Source organism: Litchfieldia sinesaloumensis (assembly GCF_900156865.1).
Classification (GTDB): domain Bacteria; phylum Bacillota; class Bacilli; order Bacillales; family Bacillaceae_L; genus Ferdinandcohnia; species Ferdinandcohnia sinesaloumensis.
Genome location: NZ_LT732529.1, coordinates 1,444,532 through 1,468,481, shown reverse-complemented (window position 1 = coordinate 1,468,481; position 23,950 = coordinate 1,444,532). Strand labels below are relative to the sequence as shown.

28 protein-coding genes and 1 pseudogene are annotated in these 23,950 nt (G+C 37.6%); 25 read left to right on the top strand and 4 right to left on the bottom strand.

Features of this window, described 5'->3' with window-relative positions:
- The first annotated feature begins 47 nt into the window (after positions 1-47).
- The 5 genes from CZ490_RS22620 to CZ490_RS07240 all read left to right on the top strand — a co-directional run bounded on the left by CZ490_RS22620 (position 48) and on the right by CZ490_RS07240 (position 2,586).
- The gene (locus CZ490_RS22620; protein ID WP_234987185.1) at positions 48-191 is read left to right on the top strand and encodes a hypothetical protein; all 144 of its coding nucleotides are present in this window, start codon (positions 48-50) and stop codon (positions 189-191) included.
- A gap of 36 nt (positions 192-227) precedes the next feature.
- Positions 228-503 carry a hypothetical protein gene (locus CZ490_RS22615; protein WP_234987184.1) on the top strand — a complete coding sequence of 92 codons (276 nt, stop codon included), beginning with the start codon at positions 228-230 and terminating at the stop codon, positions 501-503.
- 513 nt (positions 504-1,016) lie between these two features.
- Positions 1,017-1,361 (top strand): HIT family protein, encoded by a 345-nt coding sequence (locus CZ490_RS07250; protein ID WP_077618270.1) that lies wholly within the window; start codon positions 1,017-1,019, stop codon positions 1,359-1,361.
- A gap of 211 nt (positions 1,362-1,572) precedes the next feature.
- Positions 1,573-2,043 carry an SRPBCC family protein gene (locus CZ490_RS07245; RefSeq protein WP_077618269.1) on the top strand — a complete coding sequence of 157 codons (471 nt, stop codon included), beginning with the start codon at positions 1,573-1,575 and terminating at the stop codon, positions 2,041-2,043.
- Positions 2,044-2,100: 57 nt separating this feature from the next.
- Positions 2,101-2,586 carry a hypothetical protein gene (locus tag CZ490_RS07240; protein ID WP_077618268.1) on the top strand — a complete coding sequence of 162 codons (486 nt, stop codon included), beginning with the start codon at positions 2,101-2,103 and terminating at the stop codon, positions 2,584-2,586.
- A 1-nt stretch (position 2,587) separates the two neighbouring features.
- On the opposite strand, the gene CZ490_RS22810 is transcribed toward CZ490_RS07240, so the two are convergent.
- Together CZ490_RS22810 and CZ490_RS07235 are read right to left on the bottom strand one after the other, a co-directional pair.
- Complete coding sequence (locus CZ490_RS22810) at positions 2,588-2,716, bottom strand: hypothetical protein (RefSeq protein ID WP_268762048.1); 129 nt, start codon at positions 2,714-2,716, stop codon at positions 2,588-2,590.
- A gap of 21 nt (positions 2,717-2,737) precedes the next feature.
- Positions 2,738-3,394, bottom strand: coding sequence for a hypothetical protein (locus CZ490_RS07235; RefSeq protein ID WP_234987183.1), 657 nt, complete (start codon positions 3,392-3,394; stop codon positions 2,738-2,740).
- A gap of 361 nt (positions 3,395-3,755) precedes the next feature.
- Here CZ490_RS07235 and CZ490_RS07230 point away from each other — a divergent pair, with 361 nt between their 5' ends.
- The 6 genes from CZ490_RS07230 (at position 3,756) to CZ490_RS07205 (ending at position 10,828) form a co-directional block, all read left to right on the top strand.
- A complete protein-coding gene (locus CZ490_RS07230; protein WP_077618267.1) occupies positions 3,756-4,511 on the top strand; it encodes an SDR family oxidoreductase in 756 nt (251 codons plus the stop codon).
- A 234-nt stretch (positions 4,512-4,745) separates the two neighbouring features.
- Positions 4,746-6,116: a sigma-54 interaction domain-containing protein gene (locus CZ490_RS07225; protein ID WP_077618266.1), complete on the top strand. Its 1,371-nt coding sequence runs from the start codon at positions 4,746-4,748 to the stop codon at positions 6,114-6,116.
- A 413-nt stretch (positions 6,117-6,529) separates the two neighbouring features.
- Entirely contained in the window at positions 6,530-7,642 is a 1,113-nt protein-coding gene (locus CZ490_RS07220; protein ID WP_077618265.1) for a chitobiase/beta-hexosaminidase C-terminal domain-containing protein, read from the top strand.
- A gap of 238 nt (positions 7,643-7,880) precedes the next feature.
- Positions 7,881-9,176 carry a CitMHS family transporter gene (locus CZ490_RS07215; RefSeq protein ID WP_077618264.1) on the top strand — a complete coding sequence of 432 codons (1,296 nt, stop codon included), beginning with the start codon at positions 7,881-7,883 and terminating at the stop codon, positions 9,174-9,176.
- Between the two features lie 19 nt (positions 9,177-9,195).
- Complete coding sequence (locus CZ490_RS07210; RefSeq protein WP_327078404.1) at positions 9,196-10,500, top strand: acyclic terpene utilization AtuA family protein; 1,305 nt, start codon at positions 9,196-9,198, stop codon at positions 10,498-10,500.
- Between the two features lie 7 nt (positions 10,501-10,507).
- Positions 10,508-10,828 carry an AtuA-related protein gene (locus CZ490_RS07205; RefSeq protein WP_077618262.1) on the top strand — a complete coding sequence of 107 codons (321 nt, stop codon included), beginning with the start codon at positions 10,508-10,510 and terminating at the stop codon, positions 10,826-10,828.
- A 54-nt stretch (positions 10,829-10,882) separates the two neighbouring features.
- On the opposite strand, the gene CZ490_RS07200 is transcribed toward CZ490_RS07205, so the two are convergent.
- A complete protein-coding gene (locus tag CZ490_RS07200) occupies positions 10,883-11,320 on the bottom strand; it encodes a PH domain-containing protein (RefSeq protein ID WP_077618261.1) in 438 nt (145 codons plus the stop codon).
- 486 nt (positions 11,321-11,806) lie between these two features.
- On the opposite strand from CZ490_RS07200, the gene CZ490_RS07195 reads away from it, so the two are divergent.
- The 6 genes from CZ490_RS07195 to CZ490_RS07170 all read left to right on the top strand — a co-directional run bounded on the left by CZ490_RS07195 (position 11,807) and on the right by CZ490_RS07170 (position 18,654).
- A complete protein-coding gene (locus CZ490_RS07195) occupies positions 11,807-13,099 on the top strand; it encodes an ABC transporter substrate-binding protein (RefSeq protein WP_077620972.1) in 1,293 nt (430 codons plus the stop codon).
- A gap of 148 nt (positions 13,100-13,247) precedes the next feature.
- The gene (locus CZ490_RS07190; protein WP_077618260.1) at positions 13,248-14,201 is read left to right on the top strand and encodes a carbohydrate ABC transporter permease; all 954 of its coding nucleotides are present in this window, start codon (positions 13,248-13,250) and stop codon (positions 14,199-14,201) included.
- Positions 14,198-15,046 (top strand): carbohydrate ABC transporter permease, encoded by an 849-nt coding sequence (locus tag CZ490_RS07185; RefSeq protein WP_077618259.1) that lies wholly within the window; start codon positions 14,198-14,200, stop codon positions 15,044-15,046. The genes CZ490_RS07190 and CZ490_RS07185 overlap by 4 nt, the downstream gene beginning before the upstream one ends.
- A 92-nt stretch (positions 15,047-15,138) precedes the next feature.
- On the top strand, positions 15,139-16,164 hold the full coding sequence (locus CZ490_RS07180; RefSeq protein ID WP_077618258.1) for a LacI family DNA-binding transcriptional regulator: 1,026 nt from the start codon (positions 15,139-15,141) through the stop codon (positions 16,162-16,164).
- A gap of 75 nt (positions 16,165-16,239) precedes the next feature.
- Positions 16,240-17,157 carry an ROK family protein gene (locus CZ490_RS07175; RefSeq protein WP_077618257.1) on the top strand — a complete coding sequence of 306 codons (918 nt, stop codon included), beginning with the start codon at positions 16,240-16,242 and terminating at the stop codon, positions 17,155-17,157.
- A 24-nt stretch (positions 17,158-17,181) separates the two neighbouring features.
- Positions 17,182-18,654, top strand: a complete 1,473-nt coding sequence (locus tag CZ490_RS07170; RefSeq protein WP_077618256.1) for a glycoside hydrolase family 1 protein — start codon at positions 17,182-17,184, stop codon at positions 18,652-18,654.
- A 165-nt stretch (positions 18,655-18,819) separates the two neighbouring features.
- Here the strand turns inward: CZ490_RS07170 and CZ490_RS07165 are convergent, their stop codons facing one another.
- Positions 18,820-19,383: a cysteine hydrolase family protein gene (locus CZ490_RS07165; RefSeq protein ID WP_077618255.1), complete on the bottom strand. Its 564-nt coding sequence runs from the start codon at positions 19,381-19,383 to the stop codon at positions 18,820-18,822.
- 438 nt (positions 19,384-19,821) lie between these two features.
- On the opposite strand from CZ490_RS07165, the gene CZ490_RS07160 reads away from it, so the two are divergent.
- From CZ490_RS07160 to CZ490_RS07120, 8 genes and pseudogenes are all read left to right on the top strand, one after another.
- Positions 19,822-20,274 carry a LytTR family DNA-binding domain-containing protein gene (locus tag CZ490_RS07160; protein WP_077618254.1) on the top strand — a complete coding sequence of 151 codons (453 nt, stop codon included), beginning with the start codon at positions 19,822-19,824 and terminating at the stop codon, positions 20,272-20,274.
- Between the two features lie 13 nt (positions 20,275-20,287).
- Positions 20,288-20,815, top strand: coding sequence for a hypothetical protein (locus CZ490_RS07155; RefSeq protein WP_077618253.1), 528 nt, complete (start codon positions 20,288-20,290; stop codon positions 20,813-20,815).
- A gap of 56 nt (positions 20,816-20,871) precedes the next feature.
- Complete coding sequence (locus CZ490_RS07150; protein WP_077618252.1) at positions 20,872-21,159, top strand: hypothetical protein; 288 nt, start codon at positions 20,872-20,874, stop codon at positions 21,157-21,159.
- A 150-nt stretch (positions 21,160-21,309) separates the two neighbouring features.
- Positions 21,310-21,708, top strand: a complete 399-nt coding sequence (locus CZ490_RS07145; RefSeq protein WP_077618251.1) for a DUF4304 domain-containing protein — start codon at positions 21,310-21,312, stop codon at positions 21,706-21,708.
- Between the two features lie 137 nt (positions 21,709-21,845).
- Entirely contained in the window at positions 21,846-22,049 is a 204-nt protein-coding gene (locus CZ490_RS07140; protein ID WP_077618250.1) for a hypothetical protein, read from the top strand.
- A 176-nt stretch (positions 22,050-22,225) separates the two neighbouring features.
- Positions 22,226-22,579, top strand: coding sequence for a glyoxalase superfamily protein (locus CZ490_RS07135; RefSeq protein ID WP_077618249.1), 354 nt, complete (start codon positions 22,226-22,228; stop codon positions 22,577-22,579).
- Between the two features lie 682 nt (positions 22,580-23,261).
- Positions 23,262-23,630, top strand: coding sequence for a hypothetical protein (locus CZ490_RS07125; RefSeq protein ID WP_077618247.1), 369 nt, complete (start codon positions 23,262-23,264; stop codon positions 23,628-23,630).
- 61 nt (positions 23,631-23,691) lie between these two features.
- Positions 23,692-23,950 (top strand): annotated as a pseudogene (locus CZ490_RS07120) (hypothetical protein); the annotation flags it as partial.

Below are 23,950 nucleotides of genomic sequence, written 5' to 3'. Positions count from 1 at the left end.
CCTTTGGCGATGCGAAGGACTTTATCCAACGAATCAAGAGTTCGAAAGTGGATGAAGTGGATGTTAAGGGTACGAAACTAGGTAATAAAAAAGTAACAGTCGGAGAAGAAATAATTGCCCAAAGAGTACAAAAAGCAGAACTTGATTTAACAGCTAAGTATACACCTTATAAATCCTTAAGTAGGGATTAGCAGAAAAAAATAAAGGAAAAGTTTGAAAAACGATCAGTGACAAAAGAAGAATATAAAAGATATCAGTGGGATAAAAGATTTACAAAAAGAAGGGCAACAGGGGTTAATGAATTTTGGAAACAAGAAAAGAAAAGGATTCTAAATGAAGAGCCTACAACAAGGAATTGGACTAGTGAGCAGATTCAAGAGATTCTAAAAGGAAAAAAACCTAAATATAATGAGCAATCAATAATTGGTCATCATACTTACAATGCTATGAATTACCCACATATAAGTAACAGAGGAGAGTTAATTTATCCTGTAACTAAGTAGGGAACATCTTAGAGGTTGGCATGGTGGAAGTTATAGTAAAAATGCACCTGGTAAAGCAGTTAACCCAAGTAGATTGTAGCGGAAGGTGGTGACTCCTTGAAAATGCAAGTATTTTCTGCGTGCGTGGGAATACTCAAGGAAGTTACTCAAAGTCCTGCGGGAAAAGCGTGAGACTTGAGACCCCACATGAGCGACAGCGACTTGTCTAGTTGCAGCGGCTAAGAAACTCGAGAAATTTCTACTCCTCCTTCAGAGGCAAAAAACGCCTCTTTTGTCGGAATATCTAATTATCTCGTTTCTGAGAAAGCCGCTTCCACCTTTCAAAGAGGAGGCTCAATCCACGCCCGCGGAAAGCTACTGCCAAATCAACTGTGTGAAAAACAACGAAGTTTACGAAACAGACTATTTTAAAGTTAGAACAAAGAAAGAGGGGCATTAGGTTTGGCTTAGAAAAAGGGATTATCTTAGTTATTATAGAATGAATTATTGAGTAAATTTTTTGGGGGGATTAGAATGGCGGCAAATGAATATGAAGACTTTTATTGTTATGAAGTACTAAGTGGACGAACACCTGTTAAAAAAGTTATAGAAACCGATAATGTTCTTGCTTTTTATCACACTCGACCTTTTTATGACAAACATATTGTAGTAATACCAAAAAAACATATCCTATCAATTATTTCAGTTAAACAAGATGAAATGGATATATTGAAGGAAATTTTTAGTGTTATTAAAGAAGTTGCTACCGAAATGAACGAAATGTTTGGTGCTTGCACAGTTTCTACAAACGTTGGTGAATATCAAAGCACTAAACATATGCACTGGCACGTACACTTTGGCAACCGAATTAGGGATTAAAAATAAAATAATTTCATCATTATTTATTTGCTATCTGATGCTTGAACTAAAGATTTGCTCAATGACACTCCTTTTTTGATACTTTGTGAATGATTGCCCTTTAACTGATGGTTAGCAATGCTTCAAAGAAGTGGTGTCTCATTTTTCTAAATTGACTAGAGACGCAAGTTGAATAAGTATTAAAATATTTTCCCCTCGAAGGAGAAAGCAAATGCCCATTATTACGCATAAGCAATTTATTCAAGCACCTGTGGAGGTATGTTTTGATCTTGCAAGAAGCGTAGATATACATATCGAAACTACTGCTAAGACAAAGGAAAAAGCTGTTGATGGGGTTACCCAAGGGCTTTTAGAAATTGGCGATACGGTTACTTGGGAAGCTACTCACTTTGGTATTAAACAAAGGCTAACAGCAAAAATAACTCATATGGAAAAGCCCTATGTGTTCGTTGATAGTATGGTGAAAGGCGTTTTTAGTTCTTTTACACATACTCATCAATTCACAGAAGAAAACGGTGGGACTCTTATGATTGATACATTTGAGTATAAATCACCTTTTGGTCCACTTGGAATCATTGCAGATAAATTATTTTTGGAAAAGTATATGACAGGCTTTATTATTACGCGTGCTAAAGAACTAAAAAAATTTGCAGAGAATAGAAAAGAACATATTCACCTCTAGGGCACGTTAGTTTAAAGGATTTTTATACTGATTTATCTAAGGAAGGAAGGTACTCGTTTGTTTATATATCATAAGGTCATTCAAAATGAGCTTGAGGAAAATATAAGTCCGCAGAGGGTTTTAAAAGAAGGGTTAAATCGTAGAACAGCAACAAGATGGTATTCAAGGGGTGCTAATTTTTTTCCAGAACTAACAGAACGTTTGAGACCGGTAAATTTACCAAAATGGATTGATTTTAAAGTTGCTTTTGGTGCAGATCTGGAACCGTTTGAAAAACCTTACTATCGTTTCCCTGTATTTAGTGATAAGATGTTGGTTTTTAACTTTGATATATCAAGTGATTTATTCGCTTATATTGAAGATATGTATGATGGTGGTAGAGGGCATTTTGTTGAAGGATTACCATCAAAGGAAGATTTAATGAAACAGTATTGGGAAAGCATGAATACTCTTGATGAGTACATGAAAAACAAACCTTATAAAAACCCTGAGCTTTATATTTTTGAACAAGTTCCAGCAAAGTTAATCCACTATATAGAGTAAGTTATTGATCAACAAAGGGTAGCGATTGCTCAATAAGTACAGTCGCATCTGAGTTGAAGAAGATTGCCAATATAAATAAAGCCTGTATCAACTTGTTATAGAAGCTGTTGGCTTTTTTATATAGGTTCATTCTTTTTTACACAATTCATGTTCATTGGTTTTTTGTTTTTGCCTTTAGCCAAAAATCTGGTGGTTGATAACTGATTAGAGCATAATCGAGTTCAGCACCATTCGTTGCTAACTGAACTAATAAAAACTTATCCTTGTTACTAGGATGTATATCAGCTGTTTTAATACTTAAAACTTCTACTCCAGTTCGTTTAGGAGTTCCGACAACAACAACTTGATTTCCTTTCGTATAAACCTCTGTGATGCTTGTTTGAAACACAACTATATATAAGTCAAGGTCTGTTTCATTTGTTGTGGTAGGAAAACTAATACCCATATCCCCTTGAAAATTTAATTCAGCTGCAATCCCAATTGCATAGAAAGGGAAGATACGGTGGAGAGCATAGTGTATTCGAGATGGTACATAGCTCCATCTCCCACCCCAATATGTGCTATGCCAGTGTTCTTCGTATATGGGTCTAACATAGTTAGGTTCGCTTTTTATTATTGTGAAAGGAATTTTTGTTCCTTGTGTTATCACTTCTGGAATAGGGATAACATCGGTAGGAAAATGAACTTCTGTACCAGTCTCAAAAGGAAAGGGTGAATCAAGGATTGTGGTAGGTTCAGGTGGTTCGAGGTTTCCTAAACGTTGCTCCAATTCCTGAATTTGTTTATGTTCACCTTTTACAATACTCAACTGGGAAGGTGAAAACTTCATTATAGATGATATTGCATCTGTGGGTTTACTGTAAAAAATTAAGTTTAAAATTATGGAAAAGCAAATAATATAACCACTTTTTATTTTCAACATACTTTATTCACCTCATCTTATTTTCTACTTCTGTAAGGAAGTTATGCGCAAGAAAAGGAAGTTATATTAACCTAATAGAATTATATAAATGAGGAGTGGATATGAATTCTAAACCCAAATGGATATTAGTGTTGGGATGACATGAACTTGTTAAAAAATGTACCTGAGTTAAGAGGCAGTGTAATAAAAAAATCGAATCAATTTGTAAGATTCTCAGAAAAATGTTTTTTTGTTGGGGGGAGTATGGATGGGTTACATCAAAAATAAAATCGCAATTATCACAGGAGCAAGTAGTCAAAACGATATAGGTACGGCAATTTGTCGCAAATTAGCTTCACGGGGGATACATATTTTCTTTACCCATTGGAATTCGGAAAATGATTGGATAGAAAAATTCAAACAAGAGATTACAACTATGGATGTCCTTTGCGATAGCTTGGAAATCGATTTATCAGACGCTAATGCAGCTTTCAAAATACTCGATACAGTGGAAGGTAAACTAGGTTTTCCATCAATATTGATTAATAACGCAGCTCATTCGAAGCGTGATGGGTATACTGTGTTGGATGCTAAATCGCTTGATGAACATTATGCAGTTAATATGAGATCTACTTTTTTACTCTGTGTAGAATTTGCTCGCCGTTTTGAAAACTTTCCTATAGATGCAGGTAGAATCATTAATATGACATCAGGACAGGATTTAGGGCCGATGCCAGGGGAGTTAGCTTATGCAGCAACGAAGGGTGCTATTTCAGCTTTTACTAGATCCTTATCTCAAGAACTTGCACCATTAGGAATTACGGTTAATGCTATAAACCCAGGGCCAACAGATTCAACTTGGATGAATGACAAAATAAGAGAGGAACTCTTGCCTAAATTTCCGATGGGCCGTATTGGGTTACCGGAAGATGTCGCACATCTGATTGCTTTTCTTACTAGTGATGAAGCAAAATGGATAACTGGTCAAATTATAAATTCAGAAGGTGGGTTTATTCGAGGCTAGAATAACCAGTGCGAAGCAACGAAAATAGTAATGTAGAACTTGTACAGCTTCAGTTTTAGCAAATAAGTTATTGAAATGTAAGAGACTATTTAGCAAGACATTAAGTCCTTATTCAGAATTTAATCCTACAATTCCCAATTTCCCCTATTAAATCACAACTACTTAGCATATAATTTTGATAATTCGTTCAATTTTAATTTATAAGGGCTTAATGGATATAAAGGAGCTGTTCAAATGCTGAAAGTAAGTGATAGGATCGGATGGCTTGAGGGGATTATCGAGGCAGTTCATGACGGGATACTTGTGATTGACAGAGATGGGATCGTTCAGCTAGTGAATGAGGAATATACGAATATTACGGGTGTCGATAAGGAACAAATCATTGGAAAACCACTGACAGATGTTCGTCCTGGTGCTCAACTTCCTACAGTAGTTCGAACAGGGCGCCCCCAAGAAGGAGTGTTCCGAAAAGAAAAGGGTCTGGAATATGTCGTCGATATGGCTCCAATCTATGATAATAACGAAATCATTGGAGGAGTCTCTGTTTGTAAAAGCATCCCCGAGGTGTATCAATTATCGGTAGAATTAAAGAAAAACAAACAACGGGTCAATCAGCTGGTGAACGCAATCGGACGTATTCATCAAGTAAAATATACGTTTTCTAATATGATTGGTACTAATCAACGTTTCAAAAAAGTGATTCACCAAGCAAAGAAAATTGCGCCAACGGACTTAAATGTTTTAATTACTGGCGAATCCGGTACTGGAAAAGAGCTTTTCTCGCAGGCCATTCATCATGCCAGTCCCCGAAAGGCGTATCCGTTCGTCCCTGTGAATTGTGCAGCGATTCCGAGTGCTCTACTTGAGAGTGAATTATTTGGTTATGAAGAAGGTGCGTTCACGAATTCGAAAAAGGACGGCAAGGTTGGTCTGTTTGAGCTAGCAAACAAAGGGACTCTTTTTCTTGACGAAATAGGGGACATGCCGATGGACCTTCAGGCGAAGCTACTTCGTGTCCTACAAGAGGGGACGTTTCGAAAAATAGGTGGATTGAAAGAGCAACATATCGATGTTCGAATCATTGCGGCAACGAATAAGGATTTAGTAAATATGGTAAAAAAAGAACGGTTTCGTGAGGATCTGTATTACAGGATTAACACCGTCCACCTTGCCATTCCGCCTCTTCGTGCAAGGAAGGATGATATACCGAAATTTGTTTCTTCCTTTATGGACAACCAAGGTAATTCCACACAATTTCAAGTGGAAGAGGATGTTATGAATACGCTCATTCAATATGAGTGGCCCGGTAATATTCGCGAATTAAAAAACACGATTCATTATGCGATGAATATGGCTGACCATGATGTAATCACGTTTGATAATCTTCCAGAAACCATTAAACTCGCCTTTCAACATCATAAAAGAACGCCACATCATCACCACTCTCTTGAGGAACTGATACGAGAAACGGAGAAGAAGGCCATAGTAGCCGTGCTTCAAGAAACAGGGGTTACAGTTAAAGGTAAAAAAGCGGCGGCCAAAAAGTTGGGCATTTCATTAGCGTCCCTCTATAATAAAATGTCAAAACTCCAGATTGATTTGTGATTTCTAGTTTCTTGGAATAACTGTGGAATCCTTCTAGCTTTTTAGAAAGCCTTATAAGTAAGCGGATACAACACATATTCTAGCATTTGGTTTTCTAACTTATAAGAAAAATAACAAGCAACCTTACCGTTAGAGCCTTTTACATAGGGCTTCTTTTTTTTGGCACAAAACTTGCAACACTTGTATGTGAGGGCATTGAAAAAGAAAGGAGGCTTAATGTTAACGTACAATATTAAAATTAAAATGATGGTTTTAGCGTAAGGCGGTGTATCTAGTGATGAGGTGAAGACCCCGCAGACAAGCTTGCTTGTTGAGGAGACCATACCCACTGAACACGTCCGCCTGAAGCGTAAATCGACAACAAAGGTTAACAAAATTTTAAGGTAGAATCTATTAAAATGGGAGGTATTGTAATGTTGAAGAAAAGCATGTTGAAAAAGGTGATTGTAACAGTCTTATTCACACTACTTTTATTGCCTATGTTTAACTTACATACGTTTGCTAAAGGAAATCATGGCAAGGTTGCTGCTCCTGAATCTTCAGTCGCGCCAGGATCATATTACAAAGCACAATTCGTTGAATTAACTTCACCAACACCCAATGTCAAGATTCTTTATACAACAGATGGCAGTAGCCCAATAAAGCATGGTCAGGTTTATACCGAACCAATCCTTGTTGATGAAGACACGGAGATTAAAGCAGTAGCCGTTCGTGGAAACGTTAATGGAAGAGCTTTGGAAAAGGGCAAAGGAAATACCCATAGTGAAGTTGCTGTATTTTCTTACGAATTTGAAACAAGAGAATCGATTGCTGAACAATTCTTAAGCTTTACCTATGACGGAATGCCTTACCGTCTGTATGTCCCTGCTAACTATGACTCTTCTAAGTCTTATCCGCTCGTATTGTTCTTGCATGGTGGGGGAGAGCGAGGAACTGATAATCAAAAACAACTTCTAGCAAATGATGGTGCTATCATTTGGGCTGCTCCAGAAAATCAAGCGAAAAACCCAGCGTTCGTATTGGCGCCTCAAGCTCGGAATGTCCATGACGGTGGGTTCACGGTAACTCGTAATTCTGATAATATCGTAGATTTAAGCAAGGTTTTCGAGTTTTCTACGGATCTGGGGAAAGCCTATGAAATTCTTCAACACGTATTGAACGAATATAATATTGATGAGAGTCGCCTCTATTCAACCGGTTTATCACAGGGTGGATATGGTACATTTAATTTAAATATTAAATACCCGGATTTATTTGCTGCTATGGTTCCAATAGCAGGAGGTGGAGATCCTAGTGAAGCGCATAAGCTAGTCGACAAACCGATTTGGGCGTTTCATGCTGAAGACGATGGTGTTATACCAGTTAAGCACACAAGAGATATCATTGCAGCAATCAGAGAAGCTGGTGGAAAACCTATTTATACAGAATATCCTACAGCATTAGGCTACAATCATGCTTCATGGGTGCCAGCATATGATACGAACGAAATGGTTGAATGGGTCTTTAACCAAGTCAATCCGAACTAATCATTCATTATAATCTGTACAAGTTTCTAAAACTTTAGAAATAGATAGAAAGACTTCTAAAGTTTTAGAAACGCTTTTATGTAGAGGTCTACACCGTTTTTTTGTACAATCCTTTCTAATTTGTTAGAAATATTTACTACCGAAACCACTAGAAAAGTCCTCTATGAGCGGGTTTCAAAGTTGGCACGTAACTTGCAACTATGTTTTGTAAGCGTTTTAAATATGAGAGGGGGATTTTATGTTAGCGTTACTTGGTTTCTTAACGATTGCAATCTTTTTGTATCTTATTCTATCGAAACGAGTTTCTGTCATTGTTGCTTTGATTTTGGTGCCGATTTTGTTTGGTTTATTTACGAGTGAACGAGCAAATCTAGGTACGATGATTTTAGACGGGGTTTCTGGAGTTGCTCCGACAGGGATTATGTTAGCATTTGCGATTTTGTTCTTTGGATTAATGAACAGTGTTGGCCTCTTTGACCCGATCATTTCCAAAGTCTTAAAAATGGTTAAAGGCGATCCCTTAAAAATTGTAGTAGGGACTGCGGTCATTGGAATGGTAACCCATCTCGATGGTTCCGGAGCATCCACATTTTTAATTACCATTCCTGCCTTGCTTCCGCTCTATGACCGGTTGGGGATGAGTCGCCTTGTGCTTGCTGGGGTTGTTGCACTAAGTGCTGGAACAATGAATCTCGTTCCATGGGGCGGTCCAACAGCTCGTGCTGCAAGTGCACTCGGGCTCGATGCGAATGCGTTATTTACACCGGTTGTTCCCGCTATGATTGCAGGACTTATTTGGGTCTTGTTTGTTAGCTATCTATTAGGAAAAAAAGAGAGAGCACGCTTAGGTGTGAAAGAATTGCAGTACGATTTTAACCAGGAATTAACTGAAAAGGAACTAAGCTTAAAACGACCAAAATTATATTGGTTTAATCTTTTGTTAACCATTTTAACAATTGTTGCACTTGTAGAAGTTTGGTTACCATTGCCAATCGTGTTTATGGTTGCGTTTGCACTTGCACTTATTGTGAACTATCCAAAACCGAAGGATCAGCAGGACCGAATTACTGAACAAGCCACAGGTATGGTGACCGTTGTAACCATTATTTTTGCTGCTGGTATTTTCACAGGTGTCCTATCTGGAACAGGCATGATTGAAGCAATGGCAAATGCAATGGTAAGTGTAATCCCTGATAGTACAGGTTCTTTTATGGCATTAATTGTTGCGGTTACCGGTATGCCGCTTAGCTTGGTGTTTACACCAGATGCTTATTATTTTGGAGTACTACCGATTTTAAGTGAAACAGCTAGTGCCTTTGGAGTTGCTCCAGCTGAGATTGGACGCGCTGCAATTTTAGGGCAAATGACAACTGGGTTTCCATTAAGCCCACTTACAGCCTCAACATTCCTATTAATTGGATTGGCCGGTGTAGAGCTTGGAGATCATCAGCGCTTCATTTTTAAATGGGCGTTTGGTACAACGATTGTTATGACGATTGTCGCATTACTAACTGGCGCAATTTCGATTCTTTAATTGAGGAGTGTTCATTTTGTTGCGAATTGGATCTGGAGCAGGCTTTGCAGGGGACCGTATTGAACCGGCAATAGCACTAGTCGAACAAGGAAATCTAGATTATCTTATTTTAGAAGGATTAGCAGAGCGAACCATTGCTCTAGCTCAAAAACATAAAAAAACAAATCAGACACATGGATACAATATCTATCTTGAAGAACGTATCCGAGTTCTCTTACCAGTTTTACTAAAAAAGAACGTTCGTTTGATTACGAATATGGGAGCAGCAAATCCTGTTAGTGCTGCGAATAAAATAATGGAAATCGCAAAGGAAATGGGGCTACCGTGTAAAGTTGCGGCAGTAACCGGTGACGATGTAGTAGACAAGGTAAATGGAGAATATGAAGTGTGGGAAACAGGTAAACGTCTCAAAGAATACGAACCTATTATTTCTGCGAATGCTTATCTGGGCATTGAGGCGTTGCTCCCAGCTTTAGAAACAGATGCGAATATTATTGTGACAGGTCGTGTCGCTGACCCTTCATTAGTTCTTGCTCCCATCGTTCATCATTATAAATGGGATCTTGAACATTACGACTTGATGGGCCAAGGTACATTGATCGGTCATCTATTAGAATGTGCTGGTCAAATTACCGGTGGCTATTTTGCTGATCCTGGTCGCAAAGATGTCGAGGGACTTGATCACCTTGGATTTCCATATGCGATTATTGAACCGAATGGCACTGCGACTATCACAAAATTAGCCAATACAGGTGGCGTTGTGAATTTACAAACGGTAAAAGAACAATTGCTCTATGAAATTCATGACCCGACACACTATTTCACACCAGATTGCATTGCTGATTTTTCTACAGCCCAACTTAAAGAAATCGGAAAGGACAAAGTTCTCGTTTACGGGGCAACAGGTAAAAGAAAACCAGATTCGTTAAAGGTCTCAGTTGGTTATCACGCCGGGTTTTTAGGCGAAGGAGAAATTTCATACGCAGGTTCATCTGCCTTCCAACGAGGGGAATTAGCCCAACAGATTCTAGAAAAGCGACTTCTCCCAAATTATCCAGAGTTAAAGTCAGACTTGATTGGGGTTAGTTCGTTGCACCATGGCCAGTTTGCGGGATTTCAACCGTATGAGGTTCGAGTTCGAGTCGCTGCACTATGTGAGACGGAAGATGAAGCTAGCAGGATTGGGCATGAGGTAGAATCCTTGTATACGAACGGTCCCGCAGGTGGAGGGGGCGCTCGAAAAAGGGTAGAAGAAGTGATTGGGATTGTTTCCACCTTTATCAAACGAGAAGAAATCACCGTTAAAACACAGGTCTTGGAGTGAAGCAAAAATGAATACAGTAAAATTAATCGATATCGCCCATAGCCGTTCAGGCGACAAAGGGAACACACTGAATATCTCATTAATTCCATATCATGAGGAAGATTACGAATGGCTTTCGTCAACTGTCACAGCGGACAAAGTGAAAAATCACCTTAACCACATCGTAAAAGGAAAGGTAACGAGGTATGAACTACCTAATATAAAAGCATTCAATTTCGTATGTGAAGATAGTTTAATGGGTGGGGTAACCACGTCGCTCGCAATTGATACACATGGCAAGAGTATAAGCTCAGCATTATTAGAAATGGAGATTGAGAGGAACAGATAACTTTAAGGGATAGATACATCATTACGGAAGGGTAGTGATGTGTCTATCCCTTGTTTAGTCATGTACCTCAAGGTTAGGACATCGTTTTTTTAGCTCAGCAAGAAATTCTGTTTTATTTTCTGGTGAAACTTTAACACTACCTGAATAAGTTTTTCTATTAAAGATTTCAAGCGCATCCCGTGATGACAACATATTATGCCCCGTAAAAATTTTAGTTGTAGGTGAAACCTTCGTGATATGCTCATATGGAATTCGACTTCTAATTGGCCACCCTTTAATCAATAGATATTCTTCATGGAAAATATACCTTATTGAAAAAACCGACACCAACATAAAACTAGTCATAATAACGAAGATTGACGTAAGGATGATGACCGCTAAGAAGGGGACATCGTCTAGAAACAGTGGTAAAAAACAAACTAACGCAACTACGAGTAACACTATCAAAATAAACCTCAGAAAAAACCAATCAACTTTTGAGCGAAAAACCATCGGAATCAAACCTCCCTTAATAGGTCTATACGATTGAATTGTTGAAAGGATTCATGTAAAACCAATTTTTTACAGCATTTTACATGGAGAAAAAAACTTCCCAGAGTAATTCCATCTTAATCAATAGATTCAAGATCAACATGAACATTTTATGAGGTAATCTTGTTTTTATTATAGAAATCGGTTTCTATCAATCCTATGAAAACTCTTGATAAACCTATGATTCTTCAAGAAAACACATAATTTCAATCCATATTTTAGTAAATAAATTTAAAAAATTCTAAAAAAATGTCTTGATTTTTCCTTTTTGAGAGATTAATATGAAATTGAAAACGGATACATATTATTTTTTTACTTAATTACGAAACCGGTTTCCTAAACTTGTCTTAATACGAGAAGGAGGTGTTCACTTCTAGAGCTACATCTAACGGTTATTGAAAATCTAGTTAAATACTAATTATTTTAGGGGGCATGAACGTGAAACGTATGAAAAAATTTGCTGCTCTTGGTTTATCATCGATGCTTGCACTTTCTTTAGCGGCTTGTAGTGGAGATAATGCTGAAAAGTCTAGTAACACAAATGATGGTGGGAAAAAGGAACAAATTACGTTAGACTTCTGGACGTTTGGTGCAACTGGGTATGAAGATTTAACGAAGGAATACGAAAAACAAAATCCAAACATTAAAATTAAAGTGAAAGCATCGGAAACAGCTGATCACCATGATGCACTCTTTACTTCTTTATCTGCTGGAAGTGGTGCACCTGATATCGCGATGCTTGAAATTGATCAATTCGACCGTTTCAAAGTAGCTCAAGATCGATTTGCGAACCTGTATGATCTTGGTGCAAATGATGTGAAGGAGCAGTACTTAGATTGGAAATGGGAAGTTGGGGAAAATGCGGATGGCGATTTCTTATTTGGTCTACCAACAGATATCGGTCCTAAAGCGTTGTACTACCGTACCGATTTATTTGAGCAAGCAGGTCTTCCATCAGATCCAGATGAGGTGGCAGCTCTTGTTAATTCACCGAAGGCATTTGAAGAAACTGGATTAAAAATAAAAGAAGAAACAGGAATGCCTTTTGTAGATAGTATCGAAATGGCCTACCGTGCGTACTTAGATGCTGCAAAAACGGCGTATTTGACTCCTGATAATGAATTAAATCTTGGGTCAGATAGTGAAGTGAAAAAAGCGTATGACTATGCGGTCCACCTAAATGAGATTGGAATCGTTGGTAAATATGAAATGTGGAGTCCAGAGTGGGCGAACGCAGTTAACAAGGGCGAGTTTGCTGCTGAGTTAGGTGCAGGTTGGTTAAAAGGCTGGATGGAAGGAAATGCTCCGGATGCTGTAGGTAAATGGAAAGTAGCAACATTGCCAACAGACTTTGCTTCAAACTGGGGTGGTTCATACATCGCAGTGCCAAACGAAACAAAGCATGCACAAGAAGCGTACGACTTTGTTGAATGGCTCGTATCACCAGAAAATCAATTGAAATCATTCCAAAGCCATGGGTTATTCCCTTCTGCACATGCTGTCTATGACATGGAAGAATTCAAGTCCAATCAAGATGAGTTCTTCGGTGGGCAAGCGTCAGCTCCAGTATTCGCCGAAGCTGCTCAAGACATCACTGGTATAGGCTATAAAGGGGAAAAGTACAACCAAATTCATAGTGAAATCTTGAATGCCCTTAAAAATATTCAAAACAAAGGTGCAGACCCAGAAAAAGAATGGGAAGCTGCTGTAAAGCGTGCAGAAGATTTAATGAAGCGCTAATCTAATAAACTCGCAAATAAGAACAAGTATATTGATCTGGTCGGCTTACGAAAGTAGGCCGACCATCCTCACATAACAACGTGTGAATGGTCAAGACGAAAGGAGTTGAAGCCCTATTCTACCTGAAACAGAAAAGAGGCGTAATGAAGTGAATTCAATCAGTAAGAAAGAACCAATCGTTCGAAAAAGGAAATTCAGGTCTGAAGAAAAGAAAGACATGATCTCAGGATATTTATACATAGCGCCTTTCTTTATCATATTTGCCGTTATTGGCCTCTATCCAGCCCTGTTTAGTTTTTACCTAGCCTTCCAAAAATGGAATGGGTTAAGCCCAATGACGTTTAACGGATTAGCTAATTTCGAACTCGTGTTAACCGACCCATTGTTCTGGAAGTCGGTGTATAACACAATCGTAATCGGGATAATGGGTACTGCACCACAATTAGTTGTCGGCCTTATTCTAGCCTACTTACTCAATATGGCATTTCTAAAGTTTAAAGGATTTTTCCGAGTCACAATCTTTATGCCGTATTTAACGTCAATGGTTGCGGTAGCTCTTATCTTTAGTGTGTTATTTAGTAATCATGAATCCTCACTTGCTAATTATGTGTTAACTCATTTCTTTGGACTGGATCCAGTCGCTTGGGCCGCATCTGAATGGGGAACGAAAATTGCCATTTCAATCATGGTGTTCTGGCGATGGGTAGGGTACAATACCATCATTTATTTGGCAGGGATACAGAGTATACCGAATGATTTATATGAGGCTGCCACTGTCGATGGTGCCAATAAGTTTCACCAGCTTTTGTATATTACCATCCCAATGATGAAGCCATTTATCATCCTGACTGTCTTCACATCAACGGTTGGAGCAATGCAATTATTCTCTGAGCCGACTGTCTTCTTAGGGGCAGATGCTTTTACAAGGGACGAGGCGATGACGATCGTGATGTACTTGTACCGAGATGCATTCCGATTGCAGTCATTTGGAACAGCTTCAGCAACAGCGATTATTCTGTTAGTCATCATATCTGTATTTGCTGTCCTGAATATTAAATTAACGCAAGGCTTTGGAAAGAAGAAGAGAGGTGTCAATGGATGAGTAATCAAGCAAAGAAAAATCGAAAAAAGTTTTCACTCAGCAGAACACTCGTATACTTGTTTTTACTCATTGCAGCACTCCTTTCTTTGTTTCCTTTTTATTGGATGTTTGTCATGGCGACGCGACCGAGTGCTGCGTATAACAGTATTCCTCCAACTCTTACACCAGGAACGATGCTCGTTGAAAACTTTAAAAAGGTAACCAGTCAAATAGACTTCTTTGGTGGCATGTGGAATTCGTTTGTGCTGTGTGCAGTCGTTACAATTGTGGTTCTCTTTATAAGTTCATTAGCAGGCTTTGCGTTTGCGAAGTTTAAGTTTCCAGGCAAAAACATTTTCTTTGTCGCGATTTTAGTAACGATGATCATACCGCCACAGTTAGGGTTGATTCCTCAATATTTTTTAATTTCAAAAGCAGGATTACTTGATACCTTACCAGGGGTTATGATTTTGTTCTTTTTAAATCCATTAGGGATTTTTCTAATGCGACAGTATATTACGGAAGCCGTTCCGGATGAATTAATAGAAGCGGCGAAATTAGATGGATGTTCAAACTTCCGAATTTATCGGGGAATCGTCTTACCGATTATTTTACCGGCATTTGCGACACTTGGAATCATTGTTTTTACAGCTGTTTGGGGAGAATTCCTATGGCAGTTTACGGTATTACGTGATCCAGAAATGTACACGATTCAAGTTGCATTGGCACAATTGAGCAATACCCATAATATTGATTTCGGAATGATTTTATCAGGTGTATTCTGGGCGACTGTTCCATTATTAATCATTTTCTTATTATTTAACCGCTTGTTTATTTCAAGTATTACGGAAGGGTCCGTAAAATAATGAATTTTCCTGCCTAGCTATTGTTTCACTCTGTAACTCTTAGTAATCTAGCAGTAGGAAGATATTTAGACGAAAGTAGAAGGGATAATACGATGAGTTTAACGATAAAAGACATTGCACAAATGGCAGGAGTTTCACAAGCGACCGTTTCGAAGGTTATTAATAATTATGGTGGAATAAGCGAGAAAACAAAAAATAAAGTCCTGTCAGTTATTAATGATATGGGATACGCACCTAATTTTTCTGCTCGCTCTCTCGCAACGAAAAAATCGAATCTTATCGGCCTAATCTATGCTGGTAAAATCAATGTTGATATGACGCACCCGTATTTCAATGAGGTTATTTCAACCTTTAAGAAAAATATTGGTTTGCTAGGGTATGATATCTTATTGTTTTCGAACGAACATTTTCTACAGGATCAAGGCAGTTACTTAGCCCGATGTAAGCATTTTAACGTGGACGGCTGTTTGATAATTGCAGGTGAAAAAGTAGAGGATGCGACCTATGAACTTGCGGAAAGCGGTTTCCCTTGTATTGGAATTGATATTGAATTATCAGGGCCTAGCGCGAGCTTTGTAACAACCGACAACGAGAATCTATCACGTAAAGTAGTCGAGCATTTCTATCTGAATTCAGTTCGAAAAATTGGATACATCGGTGGTATGCGTGATTCTGTCATTTCGAATTACCGGTTAAAAGGATTTAACAATGCAATGACGCAGTTTGGACTTGATAAAAGAGAAGAGTGGATCCGGTACGGTGACTATAATGAGGAAAGTGGTTATCGGTGCATGAAGGAAATACTTAAGTTGAAGGAGTATCCTGAAGCGATTTTCGCTGCATCCGACTTAATGGCACTCGGTGCAATTAGGGCAATTAAAGAAGCTGGATTACAAGTTCCACGCGATATACGAGTTGTTGGATGTGACGACATTGCGGCGTGCCGATACAGTGATCCTGCTTTGACTACAGTGAAACAGGAGAAGGAGAAAATCGGAAAGCTTTCTGCATATATGTTAAATGATTTAATAGAGGGAAAATCAAAATTAAAACCTGTGTTTACAGATTCTGAAGTCATCGTCAGGGATTCGTGTGGCACAAAGAAAACCTTCTGGTAAATTCAGATGATTACGCCTTTGAATTTCTCAGAAAAAGAAGAACAACAAGAATGATGAGGTGTTAGGGGGGTTACGGTGAACTATTATGCAGTATTTGATGTTGGTGGTTCCACAATCAAATATTCCCTTATGGATGAAAGCAGTGTTTTTTTGAAAAAGTCGTTTCTTCCAACACCGAAAGATGGCATTGATTCTTTTTTAGATGCGATTGATTCAGTGGTGAAGGAATTTCAAAAAAGTTATGTACTACGTGGCGTCAGTCTAAGTATGCCAGGGGCTGTCGATGTGGAGTCTGGATATATTAAAGGATTCACGGCACTACCATATATACATGGTCCAAATATAAAGGAATTAATCCAAGAACGAACGAAACTTCCGGTTGAGCTTGAGAACGATGCCAATTGTGCAGGGTTAGCCGAAGGGTGGACTGGTGCTGCGAAAGGTGTCAATGATTACATTTGTATTGTGATTGGTACTGGCATTGGAGGAGCGCTTGTTCTTGATAAAAAGGTTCGCCGTGGTAGCAATCTTTTCGGCGGAGAATTTGGGTATATGATTCTCGAAGACTATTTGAATCAGCCAATCGGGGAAACCTGGAGCGGACTTGCCGCTACGTGGGGCTTGGTTATGCAGGTCGCAAAACGTAAAAACCTAGACCCATATACACTTGACGGATTAAAAGTGTTTGAAATGGCGGATGAGGGCGACCTAGAGGTACAAGATGAAATTGATAAATTTATCAAACGCTTGGCAGTAGGAATTTATAATCTACAATACATCATTGATCCTGAAAAAATACTAATTGGTGGTGCCATTAGTAAACGTGAAGGGTTCATTGATCGTATTAATGAAAAGCTTAAGGCGATGAAGCCAAATGAGGAATGTATCGACATTCAAATCTATCCATGCCAATTTGGGAATGACTCAAATTTAATTGGCGCGCTTTGTCATTTTTTACAAAGAGAATCAGCACGCTCCATAACTAGTTTCTAGTTCACATGATGAGGAGGGAATACATTGATACATGAGAAATTAAAGCCATTTCCTAGTACATTTTTATGGGGATCTGCCTCTGCAGCATATCAAGTAGAAGGGGCATGGGATGAAGATGGAAAAGGACCATCTAACTGGGACCAGTTTGTCCGAATTCCAGGTAAAACGTTTAAAGGTACGAACGGTGATGTTGCAGTTGACCATTACCATCGTTATAAAGAAGATGTACGTCTGATGGCGGAAATGGGCTTGAAAGCCTACCGATTCTCTGTTGCATGGACCCGTATTTTTCCAAACGGAAAAGGAGAAGTCAATGAAAAAGGCATCCAGTTCTATAGTGATTTAATTGATGAACTACTTGCTCATAACATCGAACCGATTCTAACCATCTATCACTGGGATTTACCACAGGCGCTTCAAGATGAGTACGGTGGATGGGAATCTCGTCAGATTGTCGAAGATTTCACCAACTATTCCGTTACCTTATTTAAGCATTTCGGTGACCGTGTGAAGTATTGGGTGAGTTTAAATGAACAAAATATTTTTACAAGTTTTGGATATCGAACAGCGCTTCACCCTCCAGGTGTAAAGGATGAGAAACTCTTTTATCAAGTGAATCATCACGCAAACCTTGCAAATGCAAGTACGATTAAAGAATTTCGTCATTATGTACCAGATGGGAAGATCGGCCCGAGTTTCGCATACTCACCAGCTTATCCTGCGACCTCTCACCCTAACGACATACTAGCTGCTGAAAATGCAGAAGAGTTTAATGCGCATTGGTGGATGGATATCTATGCCTGGGGAACATACCCTAAGGCTGCATGGGATTACTTAGAACGAAAAGGTGTGGCTCCAAGACTCGAGAGTGGTGACCTTGACTTATTAAAAGAAGGTACCCCTGATTTTATGGGATTGAACTATTACCAAACGACAACCTTTGAAAAGAACACATTAGATGGTGTCTCTTCAGGAAAAATGAATACATCCGGAAAAAAAGGAAGTTCACAAGATACAGGCGTACCTGGTCTCTATAAAACAATCAAAAATGAAAATCTCGAACGCACCAATTGGGATTGGAATATTGATCCAACTGGACTGCGAATTGCTCTTCGTCGCATCACGAATCGCTACCAGTTACCAATCTTAATCAGTGAAAATGGCTTGGGTGAATATGATGTTCTCGAAGAAGGCGATATCGTAAATGATGAATACCGCATCCAATATCTAGAAGCACATCTACAAACCATACAAGAAGCGATTAGCGATGGTGTGGACATGTTAGGGTACTGCACCTGGTCGTTTACCGACCTTCTTAGCTGGCTCAACGGCTTCCAGAAGCGCTACGGATTTGTCTATGTCAATCAACACGAAGAAGGAACACATGACCTTCGCCGTATCAAAAAGAAAAGCTATTACTGGTACAAAGAAGTCATTGAGACAAATGGTAGTATACTAGAATCTGCAGAAATGTCGGGTGAGAGAGAATCCCATTAGAATGGGAAACACATCTGCTTTCAAGTTCAATCGCAGTCGAAAACGTATTGGATTTCGACTGCTTCTTTTTGTTGACGTCTTATGAGTGTTCATAGCTTTTCTACTAACGGTGAACATGAAAATAAAAAAACAGGGATTTCTCCCTGCTTGAGTGGGTACTATTTTTTAGCTTTCTCGATATGAATCATGTGTTGGTCGAAATAATTCCTCATCAGAATTTCTGACAATAGAAAAGTGATCAACATTATAATGACCGTGAAGTGTCGCATTGTGATGCTTAATGATTTGTTCAGGATTTAAAACATCATTGCCCAACGTTGAATGACCATCACCAACTAATGTGACATCGAAACCACTTATCGTTGCTGTTCTGACTGCACTATCTATACAGTGCTGTGTTTCACAGCCCATAATCACAATATGGTTAGTCTGTTGTGATTTTAAATATTCTAACAGTCCTGTCCCATAGAAAGAATTTGTTGCGGATTTGTCGAAAATCTTTGCTTCAGTGGGTACGTTAATTTTATTGTGAATTTGAAATCCTTTACCTATACCTTCAGCAACATCAAGATCCCTTACAAACACAACTGGAACACCTAATTCACTTGCTTTGTTAATTACTTTATTGATAGTACCGATGAGTTGACTTTTATTGAAAATGGGACCTCTTTCTTGATTTCCATCCATTAATTCTTGTTGTGCATCAATGACAACCAATGTTTGATTCAAATACATGCTCCTTTCGAATGTGGGGACGTCTAAAAAGTATGAGAGATATTCGTAAACCCAAATTCTATAATTAAACCATCCAACTCTAATAATATATTAAAGATAATTATTAGATAATACTAACAATAGCATATTTTAGCTGTTACAAATGGTTTAGTTAACCTCGATACCTTAACTGAAGGACCATCGATCCAAGGAGGATTATTGTATTCTTTGTTGAAGGTATTAAGCTATCGGAGCAAGTAATTTGGAAGAGTATGATATGAAACTTGAACTTCCATATTTGGAGGTTCAGTTTTTTTATTTTACAGCCTTGTTGTGCAATCTATGTGGCTATATTTGTAAAGTATTCCATTTATATTGAATTACGATATCCCGATTGTTAAACTACTTTCGAAACAAGGCTCTGTATCACGATGAACGAAAGGAGGTTGCATTTTGAAAATCAAACTTGACATTAGTCATGACCGTTATGATGAAATCAAATCTGCACTCGAAGAACGAGGAATTGAAATAGATGATGCTGCCGACTTGGTACTAAGTGAAACCAACAGCTACATTGATAATCTGACCGTGAGAGAAAAAGGAACAAATGAGCGAATCCTTTTATCGGTAGAGGATATTGTTTGTATTGAATCGTTCGGTCATGCAATTGAGGTACAAACGCAAGAAGCGGAATATCTAGCTACCGACCGATTATATCGCATTGTCAGTTTGCTTGACCCAACGAAATTTTTGCGTATAAGTAACTCTGTTGTCATTTCAAGAAATAAGGTTAAACGAATTACACCTACTCTTTCGTCGAAGTTTATCCTTACAATGACGAATGGTAAACGTGTTGATGTAACAAGAAGCTATTACTACATCTTCAAAGAATATTTCGGAATATAGAGGAGGCGATTACATGGTTTTTCCTATTTATTTTCTCGCACTGATTTTCATTTTAGTTATTTTAGTTGCTACCGTAATTGTCTATTTTCAAGTCTATAAACGGCATATCAATAGGGCATTAGAAGCAACGGATGGCAAACGAAATTCAATGGTTCCTCCATATAGAGTCGCTATTGTAATGACCATCATCGTTTTACTCATTGGCATATTGATTAGCTATTTTGTAGGATATGCGAATGCTTATAAAAATTATGAAGAAGATGCCTGGGAAATGTCACATTCTGATATTCAGACATTTTATGCAGAAGTAAAAGAAGTTGGCGATCACTCTTTAGTAGTTGAAGGGATTTCCCTCAATGATGAGAATTATCGAGGTGAGTTTCAATATGATGTATGGGGAGAAGTGAGTATTTATCAGCAGGATACTCTTATCCAGCTATCTGATTTGTCAGAAGGTAATGTGGTTTCAATCACACTAGTCACCGACCGCACAGGCATTACAAATATCTTCAAAATTCAGCTGTTAGCAGACAAGAAGTAACCTTGTGATTGGGATGGTGCATTGATTCAGATAAATAAAAAAACGGGGGTATCGTTATGTGGGTAATATTAGGGGTTATTGCAATCATAATAACGTTCATAAATCTTTATATGTATAACGCAGGGAAGGATTATAGGCTTGCTATGGCGTTAGGATTATCATTCACAGCATTAACACTTTGTGCAGAATACAGTATGGTTTCTGATTGGGTCGAAGTTGAAGATTGGGCAGCTCTAATGGATGTAGTACCTACTATGGAAAAGGCATTATGGTTTTTGACGATTGTTTCGATTTTACTAAATATCTCACCTATCCTTTTAGAACGTAGAAGTAAGAAATCCTAAATTATTATCATTATATGTAAATGATACTCATACGATCTTTACTCTTTCAAAAAGCTCAGCGAAAAATATTAACGAGTTATTAAACGAACAGAGCAGTTCGTTCAACAATATTGAGAAATTACATGGTGAAAAACTATAAGAGGTGGTAAGATGTCATCCGAGAGAGGCAAAATGATTTCAGAATTAAAGAAGATAGTTGTTCCTGAACTCAGGAATAGAGGATTTAAAGGATCTTTCCCCCATTTTCGAAGAATGAGTGTAGACAAAATAGACTTGATGACTTTTCAATACGACAGGTATGGTGGAGGATTTGTTGTTGAAGTTGGGGTATGTCCACCCGATGGGGTTACTCACTCTTGGGGTGAGAAAGTACCACCTAACAAAGTGACAGTACACGACTTAAATAATAGGTTGAGGTTGAAAGAAAATGATGGTCAATGGTTTAGGTACGATGCAGAAGTTGAATCTGAAAATATATATAAAGAGATTGCAAAAGAGGTATTGAACCATCTTTATGAGGCTGAAGAATATTGGAAAAATAATGGGTAAATAAATTTGTCCCTATTCAATTAAAGGTGCAGGTTAGTTGAATAAGAAATGGAAAATAAATCCCAAATAAAAGGGTTTGAGTGCTACACTTAAAGTGCACTAATAGTAAATTAGTCTATTTATTAGGGGGGAAAGTGTTGAATGAGATGAAACCAAGGTTATCTTTGACAGGTGCAATGGTTATTTTAAGTATATGCATACTATTTTCTGCGTTTATTATATCAAGTGCTATAAGGGATTCAACAAGAAACAATTCAGGTAACGGAACTTATGAATATGAATTAAACAGATTTAATGAGAATTTTGAAGAACTGATAAAGACACTACAAGAAAATAATTGAGGTGAGACAATAATCTTTATTTACAATATTATCTTGGATGATATCGAAACGTCTTATATTTTTTGTAATTTGCTAATTAGATATCAAATATACAAATAGAACAAAAGGATTTGTTGACATAAGGGTAGTTAATAATGGGATCCTCTAATCCAAATGTGTACAGGAGTGCTGTTTAAATGATTACACCCATCTTTCGAATTTTTGATATGGAGAAAACACTTTCGTTTTACATTAAATACTTAGGCTTTAAAATTGATTGGAAACATCAATTTGAAAAAAATATGCCTTTGTATTTTCAGGTTTCTTTAAATGATGCTGTTTTACATCTATCCGAACATCATGGCGACTCTTCTCCAGGTAGTGCTATTCGAATTAAAATAAAGGATTTGGTAAATTTTCATTCTTCTTTATCAAAAAAAGAGTATCCCTACTCTAATCCAGCTATAGAAAAAACACCTTGGGATACTATTGAATTAACAGTTGTTGATCCTTTTTCAAACAGAATTACATTTTATGAAGAAATTGAGTAAAATAGGCAATCTTTTATAGGGAGGAAGGAGAGGACTAATATATGTTAATAATACTTTTACTTGTCGTACCGATATTAGGAGTTTTATGGTTTTTAAATCTTACTACTTTTTTGAAGAACTTAAAGAATGGAAAAAGCACTCATAACCAAAATATATTAGGAGCAGTCTTAACATTTATTTTTATCTTTGCACTAATGTACTGCTTTGCTGGAACTATTTGACCATAGAAGGAATAAATGAAAAACCTGATTCTAGAAATTTTAACGTTCGAATCTATTAAACTTCGGTTCAGGTTAGTTCGATAACTCATTTAAGGTAAATGTAAATGAATACTGTTAAATGAAATAAATGGAGAATGGTAAATGGGTTACGAATTTGTACTAACCTTTATATTCACATTCCTTGTAGTCTCTATAATCAGCTTTATAGTAAATAGATACTTATCAAAAGGAAAAGCAGATAAGAAAAAAGGATATACAATGTTTTCATTCAAAGTTTTATAATTTCAGTTCTTCTAACTTGGGTTTTGTAGTTGCTATTAATCTAAAGGGTGATCGATGTATGAAATCAAAAGTTAAACTTGTCATGATATTGATTTCAGTTTTATGTAAACGTTCTACTATTATCATGGTAACGAAGCACTAGAGTACAAGAATTCAAAAATGAATGAAGAGGGTAGTCTATGAAGAAAATTATTATACCTTGTGTCCTTATAATCTCAGTTGTTATCATATTGGTGAACTCAGATTCAGTTTACTTGAAGTTACAAGAAAATAATAGGAATCATTCAGATTACTATATCTTTGAAGTCAATGCTGAAAGAGAAAGAAACGGTCAAAGTCTGTTAGAAAAAACGGACATTACCACTGATACGAAATATGCAGGAAACCATATTTATCTAACACAAGTTTATGTAGAAGACAGACTTGAGATGATTTTTTTTACTAAAGCATTTAAAAACGGTTTCCTTGATTGGGAATATCACACGCTCCCATTTACCACTACCGATAACATTATTGAAGAGGCGTTGGACGAATGGATCTTAAATTAATAGGTTAAAATTCCTCTATTCGCTTATCCGATTTGAAATTACTTAACAAGGGGGAGTAGATTTGAAGGGGAATTTTCTAACAATATGTTTATTTTTTGTAAGTATATCCCTTTTAAGTGCGTGCGGCAATGTGGAAAAAGTTCAACATATTGAGGTATTTGTTACAGAAACATCAGAAAAAAACGATGAAGGTTTTTTCGAAACAACTGGTTTCAAGAAAGTAAATGCAATTACCAGTACAGAAGCAAGTAAAAATCATGTGGAAACGGATATCAAAGCCATTGAGGACTTTTATGATAAGGAAGGCAATTATTTACGAA

What these genes read in the sequence shown, in the direction of transcription:
- CZ490_RS07250 (WP_077618270.1), top strand. Translation starts at nt 1,017, where the DNA reads ATGGCGGCAAATGAATATGAAGACTTTTATTGTTATGAAGTACTAAGT.
- CZ490_RS07245 (WP_077618269.1), top strand. Translation starts at nt 1,573, where the DNA reads ATGCCCATTATTACGCATAAGCAATTTATTCAAGCACCTGTGGAGGTA.
- CZ490_RS22810 (WP_268762048.1), bottom strand. Translation starts at nt 2,716, where the DNA reads ATGAACCTATATAAAAAAGCCAACAGCTTCTATAACAAGTTGATACAG.
- CZ490_RS07230 (WP_077618267.1), top strand. Translation starts at nt 3,756, where the DNA reads ATGGGTTACATCAAAAATAAAATCGCAATTATCACAGGAGCAAGTAGT.
- CZ490_RS07225 (WP_077618266.1), top strand. Translation starts at nt 4,746, where the DNA reads ATGCTGAAAGTAAGTGATAGGATCGGATGGCTTGAGGGGATTATCGAG.
- CZ490_RS07220 (WP_077618265.1), top strand. Translation starts at nt 6,530, where the DNA reads ATGTTGAAGAAAAGCATGTTGAAAAAGGTGATTGTAACAGTCTTATTC.
- CZ490_RS07215 (WP_077618264.1), top strand. Translation starts at nt 7,881, where the DNA reads ATGTTAGCGTTACTTGGTTTCTTAACGATTGCAATCTTTTTGTATCTT.
- CZ490_RS07205 (WP_077618262.1), top strand. Translation starts at nt 10,508, where the DNA reads ATGAATACAGTAAAATTAATCGATATCGCCCATAGCCGTTCAGGCGAC.
- CZ490_RS07200 (WP_077618261.1), bottom strand. Translation starts at nt 11,320, where the DNA reads ATGGTTTTTCGCTCAAAAGTTGATTGGTTTTTTCTGAGGTTTATTTTG.
- CZ490_RS07195 (WP_077620972.1), top strand. Translation starts at nt 11,807, where the DNA reads ATGAAAAAATTTGCTGCTCTTGGTTTATCATCGATGCTTGCACTTTCT.
- CZ490_RS07185 (WP_077618259.1), top strand. Translation starts at nt 14,198, where the DNA reads ATGAGTAATCAAGCAAAGAAAAATCGAAAAAAGTTTTCACTCAGCAGA.
- CZ490_RS07180 (WP_077618258.1), top strand. Translation starts at nt 15,139, where the DNA reads ATGAGTTTAACGATAAAAGACATTGCACAAATGGCAGGAGTTTCACAA.
- CZ490_RS07155 (WP_077618253.1), top strand. Translation starts at nt 20,288, where the DNA reads ATGGTTTTTCCTATTTATTTTCTCGCACTGATTTTCATTTTAGTTATT.
- CZ490_RS07150 (WP_077618252.1), top strand. Translation starts at nt 20,872, where the DNA reads ATGTGGGTAATATTAGGGGTTATTGCAATCATAATAACGTTCATAAAT.
- CZ490_RS07145 (WP_077618251.1), top strand. Translation starts at nt 21,310, where the DNA reads ATGTCATCCGAGAGAGGCAAAATGATTTCAGAATTAAAGAAGATAGTT.
- CZ490_RS07135 (WP_077618249.1), top strand. Translation starts at nt 22,226, where the DNA reads ATGATTACACCCATCTTTCGAATTTTTGATATGGAGAAAACACTTTCG.
- CZ490_RS07125 (WP_077618247.1), top strand. Translation starts at nt 23,262, where the DNA reads ATGAAGAAAATTATTATACCTTGTGTCCTTATAATCTCAGTTGTTATC.